The 23,955-nt window shown below is 48.1% G+C and carries 16 protein-coding genes; 6 read left to right on the plus strand and 10 right to left on the minus strand.

Going from position 1 to position 23,955, the window contains the following annotated elements:
- From TSUB_RS22835 to TSUB_RS22860, 6 genes are all read right to left on the minus strand, one after another.
- On the minus strand, window positions 1–822 hold the full coding sequence (locus TSUB_RS22835) for a siderophore-interacting protein (protein ID WP_087023192.1): 822 nt from the start codon (window positions 820–822) through the stop codon (window positions 1–3).
- Window positions 815–5,374, minus strand: a complete 4,560-nt coding sequence (locus tag TSUB_RS22840) for a non-ribosomal peptide synthetase (protein WP_159064960.1) — start codon at window positions 5,372–5,374, stop codon at window positions 815–817. Before TSUB_RS22840 ends, TSUB_RS22835 begins: the two co-directional genes overlap by 8 nt.
- A complete protein-coding gene (locus TSUB_RS22845) occupies window positions 5,371–6,291 on the minus strand; it encodes an isochorismatase (RefSeq protein WP_087023188.1) in 921 nt (306 codons plus the stop codon). Before TSUB_RS22845 ends, TSUB_RS22840 begins: the two co-directional genes overlap by 4 nt.
- A 15-nt stretch (window positions 6,292–6,306) precedes the next feature.
- On the minus strand, window positions 6,307–7,971 hold the full coding sequence (locus TSUB_RS22850) for a (2,3-dihydroxybenzoyl)adenylate synthase (protein ID WP_087023186.1): 1,665 nt from the start codon (window positions 7,969–7,971) through the stop codon (window positions 6,307–6,309).
- A 76-nt stretch (window positions 7,972–8,047) separates the two neighbouring features.
- Entirely contained in the window at window positions 8,048–9,232 is a 1,185-nt protein-coding gene (locus TSUB_RS22855) for an isochorismate synthase (RefSeq protein WP_087023185.1), read from the minus strand.
- 376 nt (window positions 9,233–9,608) lie between these two features.
- On the minus strand, window positions 9,609–10,604 hold the full coding sequence (locus TSUB_RS22860) for a helix-turn-helix domain-containing protein (protein ID WP_087016769.1): 996 nt from the start codon (window positions 10,602–10,604) through the stop codon (window positions 9,609–9,611).
- A gap of 140 nt (window positions 10,605–10,744) precedes the next feature.
- On the opposite strand from TSUB_RS22860, the gene TSUB_RS22865 reads away from it, so the two are divergent.
- The gene (locus TSUB_RS22865) at window positions 10,745–12,745 is read left to right on the plus strand and encodes a TonB-dependent siderophore receptor (protein ID WP_087016771.1); all 2,001 of its coding nucleotides are present in this window, start codon (window positions 10,745–10,747) and stop codon (window positions 12,743–12,745) included.
- Window positions 12,746–12,833: 88 nt separating this feature from the next.
- On the opposite strand, the gene TSUB_RS25145 is transcribed toward TSUB_RS22865, so the two are convergent.
- The 3 genes from TSUB_RS25145 to TSUB_RS22880 are packed head-to-tail and all read right to left on the minus strand — an operon-like array spanning window position 12,834 to window position 17,008.
- The gene (locus tag TSUB_RS25145; RefSeq protein WP_087016772.1) at window positions 12,834–14,711 is read right to left on the minus strand and encodes a cellulose-binding domain-containing protein; all 1,878 of its coding nucleotides are present in this window, start codon (window positions 14,709–14,711) and stop codon (window positions 12,834–12,836) included.
- Between the two features lie 49 nt (window positions 14,712–14,760).
- Window positions 14,761–15,471 carry an Lcl domain-containing protein gene (locus TSUB_RS22875; RefSeq protein ID WP_159064768.1) on the minus strand — a complete coding sequence of 237 codons (711 nt, stop codon included), beginning with the start codon at window positions 15,469–15,471 and terminating at the stop codon, window positions 14,761–14,763.
- On the minus strand, window positions 15,461–17,008 hold the full coding sequence (locus TSUB_RS22880; protein ID WP_087016776.1) for an ethylbenzene dehydrogenase-related protein: 1,548 nt from the start codon (window positions 17,006–17,008) through the stop codon (window positions 15,461–15,463). Before TSUB_RS22880 ends, TSUB_RS22875 begins: the two co-directional genes overlap by 11 nt.
- A 377-nt stretch (window positions 17,009–17,385) precedes the next feature.
- Between TSUB_RS22880 and creB the strand changes: the two genes are divergently transcribed.
- The 3 genes from creB (at window position 17,386) to creD (ending at window position 21,091) form a co-directional block, all read left to right on the plus strand.
- Complete coding sequence (gene creB, locus TSUB_RS22885) at window positions 17,386–18,111, plus strand: two-component system response regulator CreB (protein ID WP_087016778.1); 726 nt, start codon at window positions 17,386–17,388, stop codon at window positions 18,109–18,111.
- A complete protein-coding gene (creC, locus tag TSUB_RS22890) occupies window positions 18,104–19,561 on the plus strand; it encodes a two-component system sensor histidine kinase CreC (RefSeq protein ID WP_087016780.1) in 1,458 nt (485 codons plus the stop codon). Before creB ends, creC begins: the two co-directional genes overlap by 8 nt.
- A 63-nt stretch (window positions 19,562–19,624) precedes the next feature.
- The gene (creD, locus tag TSUB_RS22895) at window positions 19,625–21,091 is read left to right on the plus strand and encodes a cell envelope integrity protein CreD (protein ID WP_159064769.1); all 1,467 of its coding nucleotides are present in this window, start codon (window positions 19,625–19,627) and stop codon (window positions 21,089–21,091) included.
- 67 nt (window positions 21,092–21,158) lie between these two features.
- Here the strand turns inward: creD and TSUB_RS22900 are convergent, their stop codons facing one another.
- Complete coding sequence (locus tag TSUB_RS22900) at window positions 21,159–21,803, minus strand: LysE family translocator (protein WP_087016784.1); 645 nt, start codon at window positions 21,801–21,803, stop codon at window positions 21,159–21,161.
- Between the two features lie 109 nt (window positions 21,804–21,912).
- On the opposite strand from TSUB_RS22900, the gene TSUB_RS22905 reads away from it, so the two are divergent.
- Both TSUB_RS22905 and TSUB_RS22910 read left to right on the plus strand, forming a co-directional pair.
- A complete protein-coding gene (locus TSUB_RS22905; RefSeq protein ID WP_087016786.1) occupies window positions 21,913–22,809 on the plus strand; it encodes a LysR family transcriptional regulator in 897 nt (298 codons plus the stop codon).
- A 444-nt stretch (window positions 22,810–23,253) separates the two neighbouring features.
- Window positions 23,254–23,850, plus strand: a complete 597-nt coding sequence (locus tag TSUB_RS22910; RefSeq protein ID WP_087016788.1) for a hypothetical protein — start codon at window positions 23,254–23,256, stop codon at window positions 23,848–23,850.
- Window positions 23,851–23,955: the final 105 nt, after the last annotated feature.

The following is a 23,955-nucleotide window of genomic DNA, read 5'->3' on the forward strand; positions in this document are numbered from 1 at the left end:
TCAGTAAACTTCATCCATGATTTTGTGGCGCTCTTGATGGTAAGCCTCTTCTTTTTGCCCTCTGCGCCAATACGGGATCGCATATAAGTTGGCTTTGCTCAGTTGGTAATCCGCAATCAACTGTTTTCGACAGGCCAAGACTGCACTGTTTTCACCACCAATGAAGGCCGAAAGCTCACCTTCCAATGGCACCAGTTGGTCAATCGCCGCCGGAATTGAGCCCGCTTTGGTCGTCACGTCTCGAGTTAACCAAGTCACCCTGATGCCGGGTGGGTGAGTGATACAATGGCGATCTTTCACTGAATCGACTTCCAAAAATGCATACCCTTTCGCTGTCTCTGGCAGGGTTTCCAATAGGGCACTAATGGCCGGAATAGCGGTCAAATCGCCTGCTAAAATATGCCAATCTGCGGGTGCTAGCAGCGGGTCAGGCCCACCAGGACCGGCTAATCCAATTTTGTCGCCGACTTTCGCCGAGGCTGCCCACCCTGATGCGGGACTCTTCGACCCATGTAGTACAAAATCGACATCAATCTCGTTCGCCTTTTGGCGATAATCTCTAACGGTGTAAGTGCGAGTAATTGGTCTCTGATCTGGCCAAACAATTTTGCCTTCATGCAATGTCGGCAGTATCAAATTCCCCGAGCGAGCATTTGCAAAAAACAGTTTGATATGTGCGCCTTTTTTATCGGTTGGAAAGCCGATTAAGTCGTCGCCTGTTAACGTCACTCGCAACAAATTTTCCGAGATGGTTTCTTTTCTTACACATGTCAACATACGCGGCGGGACAAGTGGTGGCGCTTTGGGGGTGATATTACTCATCAGCAAATTCCTTTTGCTTTTCACAGTTGCCATTGGGCGAGAAGTTAGCGCGATCAAGAATGCCATGTGAAAGGGCATACCTGAGATAGTGGTTAAAGAGTGATTGCGATATTGGCGTTAATGACAACCCCAACATCTGTTGAGCGCGTTGCGCTTCTTGGTTGTCACACGTCGCAATGTGCACCGCTGTGGAGGCATTGGCCGACTTATCGAAGAAACTCAACAAGGTTTTATCTTGCTCAGACCCTTTCTCCGCTATCCCTGCGCACCACTGAGGTAGTGCAAGCCAGTCAAAACAAAAGCCAAAGGCCTTCGTCCATTCAAACAATGCTGATAATTGCACAGGGCGATCGGGCGTCACATTGAACACCCCGGTATCTGATGTCAGTAAACTGTGTTTGACGACAAATTGTGCGACATCATCGACGGGGGTCCATGGCTCCGCGACAGAAATTTGAGGCAGCACAGCGTGGCGCATGCCGGTGCGCAGGATGCTCCACACCAAGTCATTAGGGTTCGCGTAACCCAGTTGCTGATCACCGCTGACCCGAGCAAGGCGATACACTTTCGTCACTAGTCCGCGCTGCTGCGCGATTTCAACCATAGCCTCGGCGACAAACTTAGATTGCTGATAGCCATCCGCATACGCACCCGTCGCTAACCCAAGGTGTTGCGGCACATAAGTTTCTGGCAAAACCTGCATGGATTTAGGTGCGACGGCTATGGTGGAAACATGGGTGAAGGGTAAACCAAACGCAGCCGCAAACGAGATAAGTTGCGCAGTGGCGTCAACATTCGCTTGCCGCAAACTATGATAATCACGTAGCACGCTGGTTTGCGCCGCATTATGGATAACCAAATCCACTTCGTCGCCCAGTCGACAATACGCTTCGCGCGAAAAACCCAATTGTGCCTTGGTGATATCTTCTATCACCACAGAAACACGCTTCAGAACAGCGTCAGCCTCTGTGTGCTCTGATGTAATCAACCCCTGCTGACTCAGTGATGTAAGTAACCGTTGCTCGCCTGCGGCCACACTGTCCGCGCGCACTGGACAGACGATGCGCAAGCCTTTATGCGCGAGCAGTTGATGCAACAACTGAGCACCCACAAACCCTGTCGCGCCCGTCAGCAGCACTGTGCGTATGGCTCGCTTTTTCGTACACACACATTGACTGGGTAACTGGCGTGAAAATGCCTCAAGGTCAGCCGCCATCAACTGTTCAGAACTCAGACGTGAAGCGCTAGCAGTCAATGAATCAGGGTCTAAACTCGCCGCAAGATCCGATAACACTGGCTTATCAAACAGTATTGAGACCGGCACCGAGCGCCCTAACACCGCACTGAGTCGTGCCGCAATCTGAATGCTCTGCAACGATTGCCCACCAATCAAGAAAAAGTCATCGCTAGGTTGCACCTGTTGTACGCCTAACACGTCTTGCCAAATCGCGGCTATTTTAAGGACCAGCGAGCTCGCATCATCAAGGGGGTTGAGTTCCGAACTCGCTGGTTGCGCTTCTTTGCGTTGAGCACGTTTACTCGCACGCTCAGAGAGTGCTTTTTTATCCACTTTTCCAGAAGAGGTTAACGGCAAGGCGTCATACCAAATCGCGTCACTGGGCAACATAGGGGCGGGCAAGAGTGCTAATAAAGCAGCGCGAATTTCGGCTATCGACCACTCCATTTCCTGCCCCGTCAGATGCGCTTGCAGATGTTTTTGGCCTTGTCGCTCAGCGACAGTAATCGCGGCGGCTTGAATACCTGATAGTGACAACAATGCTTGCTCAACATCACCCGGCTCGATGCGACATCCACTGATCTTGATCTGCTCATCAATCCGGCCGATAAAATGCAAGTTGCCTTGCACATCAAGCCAAACCCGATCGCCACTACGATAGGCCCTAGCACCATCTAAGCTGTGTCCCGGCGCTTTAAACGGAATGAATTGCTGTGCCGTTTGCAGAGGTAAACCCAAATAGCCTTGGCTAAGACTATCCCCCATTAGCACCAACTCACCTTCAACACCGATAGGCACCGGGCAACCATGCTTATCGACAATCGCGACGTGGCGTCCTAATAGCGGCCGGCCAATACTGTTATTAGACGCTGAGTCGACCAAATTACAGTATGTAGTGACGACCGTAGCTTCACTTGGGCCATAGGTGTTTAGCAGTTTTACGTTAGGATCAACATGAGATTTCCAAGCACTCACTCGTGCTGCCTTTGCCGCCTCTCCGCCAATAATGACTGTCCTTACGCTGCTAGGCAGGGAGAGAGGTTGTGTTTCGATCGCGAGGGCCATTTCATGCCAATAGGCCGTAGGTAAGTCGAGTACGCTGATCTCCGCGTCCTTGCACGCTTGCATGAAACAATCAAAACTCTCCAACATGTTTTCGTCACGCACAACGACTTCCCCACCCGCCGAGAGCGTGACAAAAATTTCCTCAATACACGTATCAAAATGCAATGGTGCAAACTGTAAAACACGATCATTGTCAGCAATGCCGTATGCCTCAGTGGCTGCGAGGGTAAAACGATCCAAAGCAGGGTAATCAATCATGACCCCTTTGGGCTTGCCCGTAGAGCCAGAGGTATAGATGAGATACGCGTCTTGCTGCTGCAATACGTGTTCATTGCGCCAATCACCGTACCCAGTCTGGGAAGAATGCGTGTCGTCGAAAAAGGTGTTATGGCTTTCACGTCCGACACATTGTGGTGGCGCTTTAGAAGGACAAAACGTGGCATAGTCTGAAAACAGGGAGTCCAACACTTCGGGCAGCTCGGCATTATGCAGTATCACGGCAGGCGCTACATCGCCAAGCATCACCTCAGTACGGGCAACGGGGGCGGTAGGGTCAATGGCAACAAAGCGATGACCACACACTAACGAAGCCAACATCGCAATGATCGCCTCTTGGCTCCGTCCCATCGCGATGGCTATCGTTTGCTGCTTGGCAATGTTCAATGCACACAATTGTCCGGCGAGTTTATCGACCTTTGCCACGAGTTCGGCATAACTCACGATTGCATTCCGTGTTCCCGCTAATGAATCCAATTGAGATAACGCGGGGCGATCTGGCTCTGTTTGGCTGCGCAGCCAAATACGATGTAGCAGACTCTTCTCTTCGTGGGCAGGAAAGCGATGACGGAGACGAGGTGTCGTGACGATAGATAGGCCTGAATAATCAACCTGAAAAGGTTCATCCATTAAGGTATTGAGGCAAAAAAGGTCCGCTATCACACCACGATGCAACTGCGCCACTAGCTCAGCATCATATCGCTCGGGATTGGCATCGAGGTTAAAGCTCAAGCGGCCATCGGGCTGCTTGACAAAATTGAACGAAATATCTTCCACGGGGCCCGCGCTCAGCGTTTGCGCTGATACAGAGCATTGCTGAAGCGCAAAACGGCGTTCAAAAGGCATCACATTCACGACGGCACCAAATAGTGGCGCTTCCGGTCGATGCCGTATTAAGTCTTGTTTTAGGTCTTCATAACGATAACGATGATGGCGTCGACTCGACATGATCTGCTTGCTGATTGACCTTGCGAGCGTTACCAGTCTCATGTCACCCTCTAATGCGACAGGCAAGGGGACAATATTCATGTACATACACGGAATCGATGCCGCTTTCGTCCCCATCCGCCCTGCAACCGGTAAACCCAATACCGTCTCTTTGACGCCTTTATACTGGTAGAGTTGTTTCGCCACCAGCGCCACCAGCAAGTCGCTCCAACTGAGCCGATGCTGCAAGGCGACATCCGTCAGTGACTGCATTGTCGCCTTGGAGATCGACGTTGACAGACTGATAGTCACGGCTGACTGCTGACCGTCTATTTCAGCATCAACAATCTCAGTATGTTGGCGTTCGGGCCATGATGAAAAGCTCGTTGCTGCAGCAAAAGGCGCTAAACGTTGCTGCCAATACCGCTTGTCTTGCTCGAAGTCACTAGAATGCCGATAATTGGCATCTTCTTCACTTAACTGGCGGTAGTCACCAAAGGGTATCGGCATGCCTTCAGTGCCGGGTTCCACCGATGTGCGATAGCGATTCACCACAGCATCCGCCAGCAGCGAAAAGCTATACCCGTCAGCAGCGATATGGTGGATGGAGAGAAACCAAAGATGGCAAGTATCGCTGACTTTAATCAAGGCGTGGCGATAGAGTTCCCCTACACTGAGTTTGAGCGGCTGCGGATAAGTAACGTGCATCCAGCGAATCGCCGCCGCCATCGGGTCTGCCTCTTCGCTCAAATCAATGCGTTCAATCGCCACTTGCTCTGCGACTTTGCCAATATGACGATGCACAGGCCTATCCGCGTCGAGGTGATAAGCCATGTTCAACGACATCGTCTGCTGTAAAACAGATTCTGCCGCGCTAGCAAAAGCATCGTCCTCCAATTGACCATCAAACTGCAAGTACTCGGCAGCGTTGTACTGGGTACTTTCCGGGTTAATCGCTTGTCCCAACCAAATGCCAAGCTGCGCCTGTGTTAACGGCAGTGGTATCGGTTGATTCGGAGCTATGCCCTCGCCAATATTCGGCTTCATGCAGGCATTCCTTTCAATGCAGCGGTGGAAGACGCGTTCATTTGCGACCCGGTTTGAGTCCTCGCGACAATTTGCCACCATTCGCCTAAGGTCACTTTCTCGGCTAAGGCGGCAAACGTCACACTGGCACCTTTCGCCCGCCAACCATCGAGTAACATCATGGCTCGAATTGAATCGAGTCCTAAGTGAATCAGGTTGTCATCATCCCCAATGTCCTGTGGAGCAAGCATTAATAACTCAGCAATCTCTTCGCGCATCTGTTCTAGGGAGAGCGTTGCGCTCCCCGACGCTTGATTAAGCTGCTGCAATGCACGTTGGAGTGACGCTACATGACCCGCTCGGCTGGCGACATACTTGAGGGTTTGGTGATGGTCTTCTTCACTGAAGTCCGCAATGGCATCACCGATTAAAAACGGCTGAATATCGTACATAAATGCATCCAACGCCGTCGAAAGAACCCCAATATGACCGTAAATACCACAAATGATCAGCTGGGTTTTACCTGTGTCACGCATAAAATCTAACAACGGCGTTTTCTTAAATGCACTGTATCGCCATTTCACATATTGGATATCACCATCGCATGGTTTCAGCGCTGACACGATTGGCGTACTGTCTTTTAATCCGGGGCCCCAAAAATCCGTCAACAGCGCTCGCTCCTCAGGGTCTTGATTCGCTGGCTGCGCGGTGTAGATCACAGGCACACCTGCATCGTGGCAAGCGGTTTTAAGCGTTACGATGTTGTCAACCAACTGAGGAATTGGCGCCGCGGCAACGTCATAAAAATTTAAGAAGTAATCTTGCATGTCGTGCACTAGCAACACGGCTTTGTTTGTATCAATTTTCCAATCCGTCTTATTGGATGGAAAAACGCTGCTTTGCGGCAACGTATAACTATCAAGTTTTGGAATCGCCATCTCTTCTTCCTTAAATTAGGCTGTGGTCGCAGGCATCCTCGCTGCGATTTTCTCTGCAATGTGGGTTCGTAATGCTTTTTTATCCACCTTGCCGACATTGGTTTTAGGCAAGGTGTCAATGAACTCATAACGATCGGGATACTTAAAATCGGCCAGTTGCTTGGTTCGAATAAAAGCATTGAGCTGATTGGCTTTTAAGGCCTTAGTCGGCTTAGTCACAACGAAGGCGCAGATACGCTCGCCAAGATAAGGATCCGGCATCGCAACAACCGCAGCATCATGAACATCGCTGTGTGCTAACAAGTAGTTTTCGATCTCTTCTGCCGCGATTTTTTCTCCACCTTTGTTGATCTGATCTTTATCACGGCCAACCACCATTAAATGCCCAGATGCGGTCTGCACAACTCGATCGCCGCTGCGATAAAACCCCGCATCGGTGAACGACTTTTGATTATGTGACTCGGCTTGATAGTAGCCTCGAAAAGTGTAAGGGCCCTTTGTTGTCAACAGTCCCTCTTCACCGCATGGCACTGGGCAGTTGTATTCATCAACGACACGAACGATATCGTCATCACTCATAGGTCGGCCTTGAGTGTGGTGGCGAGTCCATTCATCATCATCCAAGCGGGTATAGTTCACTAACCCTTCCGCCATACCGAATACTTGCTGTAAGGTAATATCCATCTGTTGTTCCAACGCTTTCGCGACTGTTGCGCTCAACTTGGCGCCGCCCACCTGTAGATACCGTAATGTCTGTAAATCAGCTTTATCTTCGTGACTGTTTAACCACAAGATCGCCGCTGGCGGCACGAGCGCCGTCCATGTCACCTCATGAGCTTTAATCAGTGGAAAGCAAGTGGCAGCCGAGGGGTCACGGGCGATAACCAGTGTTCCACCTGCGTAAAAGACCCCCAGAGCGCCGGGCGAACTTAACGAAAAATTGTGTGCCGCTGGCAACGCGCATAAATACCGGGTTTGTGAATCCCATTCGCAGACAGCGACGCTTTGCCGAATACTGTAGTAATAGTCATTGTGGGTGCGAGTAATCAGTTTGGGCGTGCCCGTACTGCCGCCTGAGAGCTGGAAAAAAGCGACATTGTCGGCATTAATATCTAGGTCAATGCCAGATATCATCTGGTCAGCACTCAGCCAGCAACGCAACGGCTGAGCAAAGGCTTTATAGGATGTCTCTCCTACGCGACACTCATCATCAATTAAGCAAACCAAAGACTTACCTAACGTCGTTCTTAAATCGGTAATCAAAGAATCATCTTGAAAGAGCGGTTGTTCTAGAGCGCCAATCACCAACGCCGGTTGAATCTGTGCCGCGTAATGGCGTAATTCTTCTCGGTTGTGATTAAACAAAGCATTCACTGGCACAACACCGAGCCGCTGTAGCGCGAAGAAAACCACATAAAAAGGGTAATCATTGGGCAGTTGAACCAGTGCCGTGTCTCCCGATTTAATCCCTAAAGCAATAAGACGGCGCACCAAGCAATTGACATACCGATCAAGTGTGCGATAGGTGATGGTTTCTGTCTCCGTTACAATGGCGATCTGGTCAGGCGCGACCTGGATTTGACGATCCAATATGTCGCTCAGCGGTTTATCTATCCATAGGCCACGTTGCTTGTACGCGCGCGCGTCCTCTAATGGCCAAGGTGTATAATTGACAGGCATTTCAATCCCCCACTCGTTACATACTCAAGCAACCTAAAAATGCTTGTTCAGTGAAAATTTCAAAAAATTCAGGGCGTCACGCATGGGCGCTTTCATCGAGTTGGATACCGGCAGCGGATAACATGGTTTTCATTTTGGCACCCGTCTCATCCAATTCAGACTGAGGGTGAGATTCACTGACAATGCCAGCACCGGCAAACACGCGCATCAGTCGTTTTTGCACTTCGGCACAACGAATAGTGACTACCCACTCACCATTCCCCCTCGCATCACACCAGCCAACCATGCCAGTGAAATAGCCGCGATCAAATTGCTCAATATCTTGGATTGCACGGTAAGCTTGGTGTCGCGGAAAGCCGCACACCGCCGGCGTTGGATGTAATTCGGCCGCAACTTCGAGCACATTGATATCTGGGTTGCTCGCTTGACCTTCCAGCAGGGTAGATAGGTGCAGCATGGTGTTGGTTTCGATGACGGAAGGCACCATGGGGGTGTAAAGATTTCGGCAGTGACGGCTTAAGACGCGCTCTACCTCTTCGACCACCAATCCATGCTCGTGGAGATCTTTAGCTGTGTTAAGTAGCGACAAGCGAGACTTTTCGTTCTCTTGCTCTGAATTTTGCCTTGGCCGCGAGCCTGCTAATGGATTAGAAGTAAGATAACTGCCTCGCTTTGCCACGAGTAGTTCGGGGCTCGCCCCCATCAGCTTACTGCAATCACCGATATCTACGGCAAAGGTGTAACCTTTAGAGTTGATTTTCAAAAGGTTTTTTAATAGACCACTCTCTTCAATGTCATCTTCCGTGGCCACCTCCAAGGCACGCGACAAGACGACTTTTGACAGCTCTGAGGTAGAGAAACGGTGGAGAGCTTCTTCGACGCCTTGCTTGTATCCCATCCCTGACGCTGCCGAAATCACACGTGCACTTTTAGCCACCGATGCAGCACGTTCCGTTGTCGCGCGGGTACTACTCGACACATAGAGTTGCTCGGGAATCACAAGTCTTGTCGGTGTTTTTTCGTCAAAAGGAATCACACCAAATAACACTGGGTTATCGTCAGTATTTAACTTAGCGCCAGATAGCATTTGCCTCGACTTTTCCGCCAAACGTTTGAACGAAATAGGCTCGAAAAAGACGGATTGTTTACCCAACCCCATCATGGTTGATTGCGGTGACGCAAAAAAGAAGCTTGCACCAGACAACTCATTATTAATGATGTTATCTGCCATTAAAGAATAGCCAATGACATTGCGTTTCATAACGGTTCCCTCGTTAAGCAATGAGACAAAAATATCTTTTTGATTTGGCGAAGCTTAAACTTAGCGCTCAAAAACTTCAACACAAATAATAATAATTATCGTTTTTATTTGCATTAGCGTGATCAGAGTCACACTTGAATGACTTGATTTTCTGTCATTTTCACAATCTCCCTGAACAAAGGAAGACAATAAGCCACTGATAAAGATAGGTTAAATACCATTAATTCTTATAAGGAATATCTGGGGGCGCCATGAATATGCATAGATATTTGACAAAATCATATGAACAATAAAGAAATAAGATAAGGAAAAAGGTTTAATGATGAACGTTGATAAATCATTCAAAAACCTTTATTTCACTGAAAGAAAAATGACTTTAATTTGTCGTGTTATTTTTAATGTAGGTCTTTGGTGTAACGCCGAAGGCGCGTTTAAACGCGGTATTGAAGTTCGAGTAGTGACTATATCCCGCCTGATAAGCGGCTTCAGAAATGGTTATTTTCTCATCTATCAACGCATCTCTGACCCTTTCTAATCGGCGAAGGCGAATATATTCAATCGCAGTGGTATTCGCTTCGGATTTAAACAGTCGCTGCAACTGACTTACACTCATTGCATGTTGTTTTGCCAATACTGAAAGGGTTGGGGGCGCAACCAAATGTGCCTCGATATACGCCATAATTCGGGACAGTTTATCCGACTTTTGGCTTGTCATTTGGCGAACTGGTCCAAGCGAGCTGGTTTTCAAGTGCTGGAAACAATGCAACATCAAACGCATTACGCGCATTTCAATGCCTAACTCCTTCTCGCTGACAGAGCCATGAAGACGACTAGCGAGATGCTGAATCTCCTCCCCCAACAGGTTTAACTCTCCATCACACGGCACTTTTAGACATTCAAGATGCTCAATCCCCCTGCCATTTAAGCCGCTAAACCATTCTTTCGCCATTTGCGGATGATGGCTCATCCAACTCTCGGTCAACAGGACATTGACTTTTCTCAAACGGGGTGAAGATTTAGAAAGATAACGACGTGATACGCAAGGTTTGTCGACGCGAATCACCGACAGCGCCGGTTTATCAACGCTTCCTGTAATTTCAAACTGGTGGTCATCCAAGCTGAAGTTCAAACTTCCCTCTAACACCAAAGCGAGCTGGATGCTGGGCTCTACTGGATAGAGCACTTTCGTGTCCATCTGTTCGACGCTATCACTGACCCGAACCAACATACCGGACGACGAACGCAAAGAATAAAAAAGGCCTTCTGAAAGTGTCTTATTGCCGTAAGTTACTATTTTCTGGCGATTAAAACTGTTAACTAATCGGGTATTAACCTCTGAGTTATCAGACAACACTGTATTTGATATCTTCATTTTTGACGATTCTGCAAATAACTCTGACGATTTAGCACAACCTCGTGCGTTTCCAACCTTATATCACAACGATAATATAAATGATAACCAATCTCATTTTATTGCATTGAAAATACTGATAAAGGCTAAAAGGAATTAAAATGAAAACAGGGACTTACACCGTTTTCCGTCGCTCACCGCTCGCTTTGCTCATCGCAGGTGTCTTGACCCAACCTGTTGCATTTGCAGAAGATGCCGAGACAGTTCAAGTCTGGGGTGCCAAGGTATCAAGTAGTTCAGAATTTCTAGACAACGACGATATCTCCATCAAGCAAGCTGACCATATGTCTGACCTACTTCGTGATGTGCCAGGCGTTGACGTGGGTGGTACCCACTCTATCAATCAACGTATCGCAATTCGTGGACTTCGTGAAAACGACCTTGATATTCGTCTTGATGGCGCATCACAATACGCGAGAATGTTCCACCACGTTGGCAACCTGACATTAAACCCCGACATCATCAAAGCCGTCGATATCCAAGTAGGAGCCAACTCTGTCGCTAGCAACGGTATCGGTGGTGCCGTTTACTTCGAGACTAAAGATGCCCGCGACATGCTTTATGGCGACCAACGTTGGGGAACTCGCGCGTATGGCGGCTTTGCAACGAATGACTATCTCAAAGGCTCTGTCACTTCGTATGGTTTACTGACAGACAGTGTAGACGCATTAGTCTATTACTCTTTAGTAGACCGAAACAACTTTGAAGATGGTAACGGTGATGAATCACTAGGCAATGAAGGTGATGTTGGTAACTTACTGGCGAAACTGGGCTGGCAACTCACAGATACATCTCGTCTTCAACTTAGCTATGACGTTTATCGTGATGAAGGTGACTACCGCCCGCGTGCGGACTGGAACAGTGACGCCAATGACGGCCGAACTGGTAAGCAACTTGTTCCTACCGAATATGATCGCGACACGACCACACTTTCCCATACTTACGACGGTGGAGATGCCATATTCCTAAAAACGTCGATTTACTATAACCTTGTCAAAATGACTCGTGATGAAACCCATCTCGATGCCTGGCCAGGCAACCGTAAAGCCGTGGTCTATGGTCAAAACGTCAACTCAGGCTTAACCGCAAAAGCCGTATCCAAAGCCCGTCTGGGAAGTACTCACCATACGCTCACCTACGGCATTGATTACAATCGACAAAAAAGTAGCAATCAATTTGGTACATACGCTCAAACAGAAAAGGCCTATACCACGGCATTTTTCTTAGAAAACAAAATCAACTTCAATGATGTCTTTAGCATTACACCAGGCGTCCGTTTTGATCATTTTGACCGTCAAGCCGCCACGGGCTCTGACTCGTTCAACGACATCACTTGGGGACTAGCCGCGGACTGGCATGTTAATGAAAAAGTCACGCTCTTTGCTAGTACGCGTAGCCTGTTTAAAGCACCGCAACTCATTGAAACCTTCATCGCTTATCAAGATGTTTCGATTTTAAAACCCGGTACGGTTGCCCAGACGGGTCGCAATGACCAAATTGGGGTACGTTTTCAACATGATAGCGGCGACCACCAGCTTTCTTCTAGCCTAACCGTGTTCAACACCGAGCTTGAAGATTATCTGATTGATGAGTGGGATCGCGATGTGGGTGGTTACGTCACCCAAAATGACGGTGACGTAGAGTACAAAGGATTTGAAGCCGCTTTCCACTGGGGTTACAAAGACTTGAGCACACGCTTGTCTTACTCTCGTTCAGATAACAGGCATAAAACAGATGGCGGCCCCATTGTTGCGAACGGCGGTTCTACTGACATCGGTGACGCAATCGGCTTAAACGTTAACTATGATTTGTTCGACTATGGGTTGACGTTTGGTTGGACGTCACAGTTCGTATTGAAAGAGGACAATGTCGTTGAAGGCGCCAAAGAAAAAGAGTCATACAATGTCCACAACATTTATGCGCAATGGCTTCCACATCAAGTCGATGGCCTTCAAGTTACACTCGGTGTTGATAACCTCTTCGACGAAGCGTACTACTCGCACGCCTCTAAGTATGGATATCCTAGCAGCCGAGACAATCGAGAAGCCGATGATTTCGAACCCGGTCGCAACATTAAACTCTCTGTTGCGTATCAATTCTAGCCACGAAATGATGCACTAATTTCGAAAATGCGCACCTCAAAAGGTGCGCATTATATCGGAACAACTCACTGCACAACTAAGCCCAACGTTAAGATTGCGGGCATACTAATGTCCAACTGCCATCGCTGCCCGGCACCGACTGCGTCCAGTAGTTGGCTTGGTAAACTTTGCCCTCGTATACCATTTGATCACCGCCAGTCGCATGACTCGGCGCGCCACTCCAATCTGTCTGCGGCCAATTAGGGTAAACAGGGATATCGGTCGTATTGCAACTCCCGCTGTTACCGCCGCCAGTATCACCCGATCCACCTCCTGTCGCCTGTGCACTAGTAAAAAGGCTTACACCACTGAAACTCGTGTAGCCTCTTGCCATAATGTACACCTTACCCGCAGCGACACTGCCCAAATCACACGTTTCGTTGTTGCCATTTTTGTAAGGTCGACAACTGTAATAAGCCGTCGTCGGTTTGCTCCCCAAACGCACGTATAAGTCAGCATCTCCTGTCCCTCCTGACATGGCGACAGTCAAAGACGATACCGCTTGATCAAGTGTCAGCATGTAATGTACCTCTTCATTGGCGCCGCCACTTAGGTTACTGATCGTTTCTCCCAAGGTAATGGGTGTTTCAACCGGCGGCTCAACAGGTGTTCCATCATCAATAACACTGAGTCCATTCGCAGCACGTTTTATGGTTAATACCTCCCCAATACCTGCCGCTTGCCACCAGTTCACCCCCGCTGGCAAGGCTAAACTATCGGCTAAACGTGCTTCGCGGCTCAGTGTTGCAGCACCACTGTCAAATTGGGCCGTGCGCACTTCTAACGTCTCTGCTGAGACATTCAACACCTTAAACTGCTGAATACTCGCGAGATCAATGGTCCAACTCTTGGGATCGTTTGCCGACCGCGCGGGTGCTCCCCAACTCCCCTCTCCGACATACACGGTACCACCAGTGGTTGTTGCTGAGAACGTGCTCCCCGATGGCTTAATCGGATAGGTCATTTTATTGATATGGGTATCTGACTCGACGACTAAGTTCATATCGTTGTTAAAGAATGTCGACGCCCACCAGCCAAACAACACCGTGTTTTCAGACTTACCCGTATAGTGAGGAAACATGGGTTTATGGTATTGCGCAACCCGCCAGACAACCTGCGGCCCCTTCGCCGCCATATCTTGTGCCAACCACGTATTCATGGCCGAGGCATAAGATGACCAGCCACTATTCTTAAATTGGCTATTGAGGGTATAGACACGCATTAGGGGAGAGATGTTAAACGCACCATAAGTATCGTTGTAGTCACACTGGCCATTCTGGTTATAGTCGACACCAAAGACCTGACACAAGGTTTTATAGTTGCCATCTTCATGGTTACCATGCGTCGGAATGAAAGGATAAATGCGTTGATAGTTAATGCCGTTGATCACATCATCAGAAAACGTCAGTTGCCAATCTGATAGATACTCTTTCATCTCACTCACGCTGTTGGCGTTAGTAAAGTCGCCACCATGCATCACGAAAAGCGGCCGTATTTTAGCAATCAAGGCATTCCCTTTGCGGCGTGTTGTCCACCCCGTTCGGGTATCTCCTCCCGCTACAGCGACAAAGGGTTCACTGCCATTGGAGGCGGTTTGAAACCAGTATCTATCACCGCACCCAGTGCTATCACAAACACGATAATACACGGCATTATTGGCCCAGAGTCCTGTTAGGCGCACAAACTCGCTTGTCAGGCTTCCGCCAAACGTTTCTGAGCTTGTCACTGCGGCTTGCTGCCATTGGGTTTCATCCGTGGTGTGTCCCCACATCACATAATGGCCAGTCCCCCCATTAGGGGTAAAACCGATAGTCGCCTGCGACGAGGGATTTGCATCCCACACAACGCGATGATAGAGAGAGCCAGCCTCTGCTGCGCCTGTTAATGCCAAGGCACTTAACAAGGCTGCACTAATCTGCTTTTTCATTTACCTAAGTCCTTTTCAATTACGCTTTATTGGCGATGACTTCGCCGTGTTAAGGTGTGCTTGCTGGTGGCACATCCGCCACTAGCATCACGAATGCCGCATTGCGGTATGGCAACCGCAACTGCTGCAAAGAAAAAACATTGACGGAAATAGCGCCTTCGCCAAGGTGTGCGTAAGCGGTAGGCAGTTTCTTGGTTTGATTCGCACTCCAATAATCGCCGGCTTTTACGTTCAAAAAGAGATCGCGACGCAGTTTTGGATAGCCATCAGAAATAGGCGGTAAGAAAATGGATTGCCACTCAGCGAGTGTGGGTAAGCGCCAGTTGCTAAACCCACAATGCTGCATCTGGTTTGAAATAGAGATGAGATCTTGAGTATCACACCCGCGCGATTTAAAACCACAATCCCCTCGTCCAGCCACACCGAAAGCCGATGTTGATGTTGATGTTGATGTTGATGTTGATGGCAGGCTAACGCTCTGCGACTGATACCAAGAGTAACTCCACTCACCATCATGAACGCCGCCATCATCGGTTTTCACCTCCCAGACCAAACCACTGTCGCGGTCATGAACACAGGCCCAAGGGCCGCTCCAACTCGCCAAGGTGTGCCCCTCAACAGACAGTTTTTGAAATCGCGTCTCGGCTGGTTCTGTTGGTAACGAATGCGGACGGCTAAACCCAATAACGGTCACCACTGCCAATACCAGCAAGGATGCCACAACCCGACGCCGGACTTTTCGCGAGTAATTAGCGCCCATGCATAGCCCCTTCATATTGCAATCTCAGGGGCATTTGATGGCGAGTATGCCCAATCTGCGCCGCATCAAAGGCTGCGAACCACAAGCAAACACCGTTTTCGAGTACAACGTCATAATCGGATTCAGTATCTCTTAACCGAGCAAGTTCAAGTGTCCACTTTCCCTGCTTCCAAACACCATGTGCTCTAACGTCTCCCCGATCCCCTTCAAACTGATTTGAGCGATAAAGTACGGAGGGCAATTGTTGACCTTCAAGATACGTATCATTTTGCTGTTCGTACGGCGCGGAGCCATACCAATCAAGATGTGCCCTTGCAGCCAGAGGATCGACTTGCTCAAGAGGCAGTCGTTTAGGGGTCACGGATGCCGTTTTAAACCATTGCCAGTTCATCACGTACCCGCCACTTTCTTTCGGGTCGGTCATGTACCCAGCCTTGTAACGTCTTTCCCCATCTAAAGGCAACTGCGCCGCCGTAAACAAGTTATCATCTGCCTGATACATCGGATTGGTACGTACCGCTTTCCAATGCCACAAGTCCCGTGTCCGACCATCTAGCGCAGCGTGATAACCTTTCCCATGCCAATTTGCCGGTTTCCCTTGCAGCGGCTTAGGGCCAAGATGCAGGGTATTATCCGCACCAACTGCACACTCGCTTGATAACATCACGGCAAACTTATCTTCGTAGTAGCGCGTTTCATTGAAATGCGAAAAGCCCTGCTGCTGAACCACCCAGCGTCCTTGCGTTTTCAACAGCGGTAAATGGGTGAGGCTTTCCGTTTCATCTTGCCACTCGATCAAGAACAAGGTCTCTATGCCGTTGTCCACCGCGCGGACATGGATCTTGGTTTGGCCATTAACAAAGTTTGCACCCGCGCTAGTTTCAATGGTATGGCGCGGTACTTGATCCCAAAAGGCTTCATCTGCTTTGCCATCGACCGCCCACAAAGTATCAGTTGTGATCGTTTTTACGGAAAGTACGCGACCTACCGTCTCGCCTTGCTGCCCGAACGCAAAGAGAAACCACCCCAAAGTCCCCAGACTAAAAACAGTTAGCAACGTCGCCTTAGAAAAGGAAGGCACTAACCAAACCAAGACGCCTTTACCTTTCTGCAATAAGTAAATCCAGCCATGTAGCAACAGATAGAGCATGAAAAGTGAGGCAGCGTAAAAATGAAGAGGACGTGCAACATCTATCCAAGTATCAAACCAGAGCAACAGGCCACTCGTCGCCAGTAAACAAAGCGCCATATACCCGAGCCATTTCACCCACCTGTGGTACCCTTTCGTCCCTTTTTTACTCGATGACCGCAGTAAGCCAACATAGACGCGATACCCCATATAAATGAGAATCAACACAAGCAGAGGCGCACCCGCGGCAAAATGCCATTGATGCACATTGCCTTGCGGTAACAAAGGTGACAGCCATTGCCAAGTTGTATGGCTGACAATCGAGATGCGTAAACCTGTTACTAGGCTTGTTAAAGCCAGTATTACCGCGACAACATGTAAACTACGCAAGTAGCGAAACAACGCCATGTCCTGTAAAACCCTCTATACATAAAAAGCCAAAATTGAAGGCAACTATAGACAAGCTTTCTTACAGCCTGCGCTCAGTACACATTTTTTCTTGAGTGGATGTTAAGTAAGGGGTTTTCTGTGCCACAGAATTGCAAGTGACAAAAAAGTTAATGCGTTTAAATGAGATCTTCTTCGGAGAGTGACGCGGTTATCAATGTTCAGTGACCGAAGATCAGCACCATGACTATTGGGCTAATCATTTGTATTCAAACGGTATATACTCAAACCTCGTCACGAAGCGGCGACGAAAGTGCGTATAAAGCCTCTATAAGAACGTATTTCGATGCCATGGTCGTTCCAGTACTGACTATTCTCTCAAATTTTAGGTTAGTTTGATGCAGATCTTAATCGTTGAAGATGAGCAAAGTATTGCTGACAATATCGTCTATGCCCTCAAATTAGATGGCTTTTCGCCTACGCACTGCTTACTCGGCGAGGCTGCCATCGCGATGCTCAAGTCCACCCCAATGGACCTCGTCATTCTTGATGTTGGACTACCTGACATGAATGGTTTTGAAGTCTGCAAGGCCATTCGAGAGTTTAGTGATGTCCCCATTATCTTTCTTACTGCGCGTGATCATGAAATAGACCGAGTGGTTGGACTTGAAATTGGCGGTGATGACTATGTCACCAAACCCTTTAGCCCAAGAGAGCTGGTGGCGCGGGTCAAAGTGATACTCAAACGCGTCCATAAACCCATAATTGATAAGACACTCGGCCATCCTGTCCCCCATATCAACACGCAAAGCCAGCCACCCGCAAATACCTCGCTTTTCCTAAGCGATGACGCTAAAAAGCAGATTCATTATCAAGGTACCTTACTGAACCTGACACGCTATGAATATGGCTTACTGAAAACCCTGCTGTCTCAGCCAGAGCGTGTCTTTAGTCGAGAGCAACTCATGACAGCCGTTTGGAGTGACAATTGTGGCAGTTTTGATCGCGCAGTCGATACGCACATCAAAGGGCTACGCGCTAAGCTGAAGCAAATCGAGCCTGACTTCGATCCGATTAAGACCCACCGTGGCCTAGGCTACAGCCTGAGTATCACTCATGACTAAACGGCTAAAAATCAGCTTTGGGTTGCGACTTTGCCTCTTTTTCTTCCTATTGATCGGTATCGGGCTAACGCTCCAGCTCAATACATTGATGAATGAGTTAAAACCCGGCCTACGGCAAGCGACAGAAGAAACCCTTGTTGACTCAGCCAACCTGCTTGCTGAAATTGCTACCCGAGATTTCGTCAACGGTGAGCTTGAAAATGGCAATTTTCATCACGCTTTTCGACGTTTTCAACAGCGACAGATCAACGCGCAAATTTGGTCAAAAGAAAAAACGGAAAGCCTGTTACGACTCTACATCACCAACGACCAAGGCATCGTGGTTTACCACACAGATCCTAGCGAATTAGGAAAAGACTATTCACGCTGGAATGACGTGTATTGGACCCTCAACGGCGAATATGGTGCACGATCCACCCTCGCCGATCCGGCGGATCCTACATCTACTGAGATGTATGTGGCCGCGCCCATTCAAGTTGGTGACAACGTCATCGGGGTGCTCACCTTAATTAAACCTAACTTATCACTACAGCCTTTCCTCGATGTATCCCAATACAATGTAAAACGCTTTGGTATTGGTTTAATTATCGTTGCGCTCCTCTTAGGTGCAATTTTAAGCTTTTGGCTTACGCGCTCGATACGACAACTTAGCCACTATGCAACGACCGTGAGTCGTGGCGAAAGCGCTGTCGCGTTGCCCGAGTTCAGCGATATTGAGTTGGATAACCTCGCCAAAGCGATGGCGACAATGCGAGAGGAACTCGAAGGAAAACACTACGTTGAAAATTATATACACAGTCTGACGCATGAGATGAAAAGTCCGGTTGCTGCGATAAAAGGCGCATCTGAAATCCTCGAGCACCCCATCCCCGAGCAAGATCGACAACACTTCATCACTAATATCCAAAATGAAAGCGCAAGACTCGAAACCTTAATCAACCAACTGCTCGCGTTGGCCGCACTAGAAAATAAGCAAAGCCTCGGTAAACGTAAAACGATCAAACTCAGTCACTTGGTGCATCAACTGACCAAGCACCTTTCGATCCCTCTCAACCAGAAGAAACTCCAATTCACGGTGGCCGGCGACGCGATCATAAACGCGGATCCATTTCTCCTCTCTCAAGCCATTGAAAACCTGCTCACCAACGCCATCGAGTTTAGTCCTATCGAAGGTGAAATTACGGTGAACATACTTCAGCATCAAGGCCAAGTTAGCGTACAAGTCACAGACCAAGGTCCCGGTATTCCAGACTATGCGAAAGATAGAATTTTTGAACGCTTCTATTCGCTTCCGCGGCCTTTAACAGGGAAAAAAAGTTCAGGCCTTGGACTCAGTTTTGTCAAACAGATCTGCTTCCTACATCAGGGACGCTGCGACATAAAAAATGGCCGTCAAGGTGCCATTGCGACGCTGAACTTACCAACAAAAGCCAACCAAAAACACACATAAACCACATAATACCCCCACATAGCCTGTGCAAACTGATGGCAAATGATGCTACGGAGCAGGTTTATGAAATATCAACTCGCAAAAAAAGTCCTCTTTCTGGTGCTAAGTGGCTTTGTTGCCATCTTCGCGCTTGGCGCGATCACCAACCTTATTCATGAGCGCCTTTACTATCAGAGCGAGGCGAAGCAAAGCGTTGCCAACAGTTGGAGCGATCAACAACAACTTCTCGGTCCCTTTCTTGTTATCCAATATCAATATCAGGTATTGACGCCCACGTGGAACAAAGAGAGCGAAAGCTACATTGATAAACCAGTGAAAAAAGAAGCGCAGATCTACTTAATCCCAGAAAAAATGCACATCAATGCCACGATGTCTACGCAAGAGCGGTCTCGGGGTATTTTCTCTTTCCCTGTTTACACCACCCAACTCGATGTGGCGGGTAAATTCGATCTCTCCCCTCTCCAAGCGCTTTATGATCGTGACGATGTTGTCAACATCTACCATCCTTATTTGTCCGTGCCCGTATCTGATATGCGCGGTATCAATAATAAACCTGTGCTCGCTTGGCAAGGTAAGCAGATTGACTTTGAATCGGGTAGCCAAATGCGCTTTAATCCGCAAGGACTACATGTCCCTATGCCCAATCTCAGCGTTGGTAATGGCGAGTTCAGTTATCACCTCAGTTTGCGGGGTATGGATAGTTTTTGGTTCACCCCAACAGCAAAGGACACGCAAGTGACCATGTCTGCGGCTTGGCCACATCCGAGTTTTGTTGGACAGTTTCTCCCAACAGAACGCCATATTGGCACCGACAAGTTTGATGCGAAATGGCAAGTTTCTGAGTTTAGCAGCAACATCATGCAGCAACTCAACGAGTGTATTGAGGGAGAATGCAGTGCGCTCGCCTATAACCGCTTTGGCGTCACCTTGGCGTCACCGATCGAGATTTACTCTCAATCCATTCGCAGCACTAAATATGGTTTACTGTTTGTTGGACTGACCTTTGTGAGCTTCTTTGTATTTGAAGTACTTAAACAACTTAGAATCCACCCAATTCAGTACACACTGGTCGCACTCTCACTGTCGGTATTCTATTTATTACTGATTGCACTCTCTGAGCATGTCGGATTTTTAGGTGCGTATAGCTTAGCAACCCTCGCCTGTGTCTCACTGCTAGCCTTCTATATTGCATCAATATTGAAGAACTATCGCTGGGGCGTCGGATTTGGTGGATTACTCACCTTCCTTTATGGCTTGCTTTACCTCATTCTCAGCTCTGAAGATCATGCCTTAATGTTGGGAGCGACCCTCGTCTTTGCCACCCTGACCATAGTGATGATCGCGACACGCCATCTCGATTGGTACGGCATCAGCGACTGGGCGACGGAAAAAGCGAAAGCACAACTTTATAAAGCCCAAGAAGAGGAACATGAGGAAACGATAGAAGAGTGGATGACCGATGACGAAAAGACCCCTAACACTAAGGAAGACATCGAAAAGCAGTCGAACCCGGACAACCTACCCCGATAGATGCCAGTTTTAAATCGCTTGAATCTAGGCCCGCCAAGCGCGGGCCGCTCTCACACCTAACCAAGCGCTACGTATTCACTACCACCGCAGCGCCAAACCCGATCAAACCCACACCACAGCACTTCTCTATTGTCGGTTTCAACAGTGAAAACCGCTGGAGAAAGGCGGGAATGGTAAGTAGGCAAGCCAATGAGGCAAACCATGCCGCATGCAATATTGCCAAGTAGACCCCATACAATACCCCTTGTAACAGCGCTTGCTCAGAGACCACAATCTGACTAAAAATACTAATAAAAAACAGCATGGTCTTCGGGTTCAGCATATTGCAAAGAAAGCCTTGTTGATAGGCGTTTAACGCTGAATGTATCGACGCCTCTTTATCCAATATCTCTACTTGATCCAATCTCTCTACTTGCACCGCCTGCGTCTGTCCTTGCATCCCTGAACGGAAACTCGATACACCCAAATAGAACAGATAGCCTGCACCAAGATAACGCAGTAAATCAAACATCACCGTATACTGTGAAATTAAGTAACCTAATCCAAGCAAAGAGTAAATGACATGGATAGAGATGGCAGACCCAATCCCTAACCCTGTCCATACCCCACATTTTCGCCCCTGTGCTAGGCTATTTCTCACCACTAAAACAAAGTCAGCTCCTGGACTTATTACCATTAGCACCCCGAGAAAAACCAAACTCACGACTTCCATTCTTAATCTCTTTCTTGCAATAAGTGTTATTGATAATTCGGATTGTAATGATAATGTTCGCTTTCTATAATCGATTAATCGACCGTCTACTTGTGAGAAAAATTCACACATGCGCAATCTTAAAAGTTTGCATACTTTTCATATCGCCGCCCAATCACAAACATTGACAGAAGCGGCAACTAAATTGCACATCACCCATGGCGCGGTCAGTAAGCAAATAAAGCGTCTAGAAGAAGAGTTAGGGCAAGCCTTGTTTAGAAAAGCGGGGAGAAAACTCACTCTCACTTTGGCCGGGCAAGTATTACTTCAACACACTCAACGTGCGTTCGCCGACCTATCCATTGGTTTAGATAAAGTAAAGCAGCAGCAAACGCATGTTATCGATCTCTCATGTGAACCCACATTGACGATGCGTTGGCTCATGCCGAGACTATCCAATTTCCACAACTTAGGCGAAACCGAAGTACGCTTGTCCACAGCAGGCGGGCCCGTCGTGCTGGGGGCGCAAGGTCATGATCTTGCGATTAGGCGCAATGACTTTTCTATTCCTCAACACTACGTTCAGCAACCGCTCGTCGATGAGTGGGTGGGGCCTGTTCTGTCACCAAGCTACTGGCAACGCATCCTGCAAGACCCTAGAAAAATGAAGCGGTTACACAGTGATACACGCCAATATGCATGGCGAGATTGGCAACGAAGTCATTCTGAACACCATTCATCGCCACTGTTATTTGATGCTGAACAGCAGACATTTGCTCACTTCTATTTCTGTTTGCAGGCAGCCGTTGATGGGTTAGGTGCGGCAATCGGGTCCTTCCCTCTGGTTGCTGACGATATTGAACGGGGAAACCTAATTGCGCCATTCGGCTTTTATCGTTCTGGCTTTCAATATGTTCTGCTTAGCTTGGACGCCATCGAGCCACCTTCTGCATCTGCACTGTTTGCGACTTGGCTACAGAATGAGTTTCAGTCATTAATACCAGCGAGTACATTAAGCCATCACTAAATTCACAACTATCACAATACTCAGGTAAACAAATGAGAAAGAAGCCTGTGGTGCTCACTTTTATACTCAAGCCACCTTAAGATGCTTGTTCAGCGAGAGTTTCTAGGTTTGCCATCGCGGCACTGCTTTGAAGGTCTAGTCGACTAGATCAAAAAGCAGACAATATATTGAAAACGACCCATAACGAACGCTAGTAATAACGGCAAAGAAGATCAAATTGACTGACATCATCACACCTTAGTTCCAAAAATTCATTCCCACTTTGACACATTCAAAGCACATCAAACTTTATTTTCCTGCCCGACGTCACCATTAACATTAATTGTCAAATTACGTCTCATTAATGAAACAAACCTAGACTAGACGAAGAAATAGACCCTCTATATCATCCCGCCGCTTTTTGAATGCGTGTCACATAATTTCGCCATAGATAAGGATTGCCAGATGAAAAACGTAATAAGAACGGTATTTGCAGTATCTTTAATTTCTTCCGCAACACAAGTTTCTGCATATGATATGGAGAAATCTGAAGCCTTTAAAACACTAAAAGGCATGCCTGATCCTGAACTTTGCCAGCTTTACAAACATCGCGGTAAGACGTTTTTTGATCCCGCCTCTGGCCGACTATGGGCATGTAGCGACGATGGTTGGGCTTACTTCGAATCCAAACTCAATGATCATCTTTCTTGCTTAGACGAAGCCGCTCAATCTGCACAATATCCTGAGTGGAAGAAGCGTCATGGTTTTTACAAGCGTGGGGAAGTGGTCAGCTATAAAGGACTACTCTATACCCCGAGAAACAGCGGTGTATGGGGCTCAATTAAACCAGCAAGGTCTTGGGAATGGTTGATCTATACACCAGAAGATCTTGGCGTAGCTCGATGGGATTCGACTCGTGAATACTCTGCAGGTCAACACATCGTGCATATGGGCATTGAATATGTCGCTCACAGCTACAACGCAAACAAAGCGCCTAACGATTACACTACTAATTATCAGCCTTGGGACAAAATCGGCCCATATATTTGCCCTGAGTCATAACGCTTGCGTCATCAATAATATTCGCGAAAAAAATAGCGGAGATATCACATCTCCGCTTCTTTGTTTCTTTGTTTCTTTGTTTCTTTGTTTCTATGTTTCTTTGTT

The sequence above is a fragment of the Thaumasiovibrio subtropicus genome (assembly GCF_019703835.1).
In the GTDB taxonomy this organism is placed as follows: Bacteria; Pseudomonadota; Gammaproteobacteria; order Enterobacterales; family Vibrionaceae; genus Thaumasiovibrio; species Thaumasiovibrio subtropicus.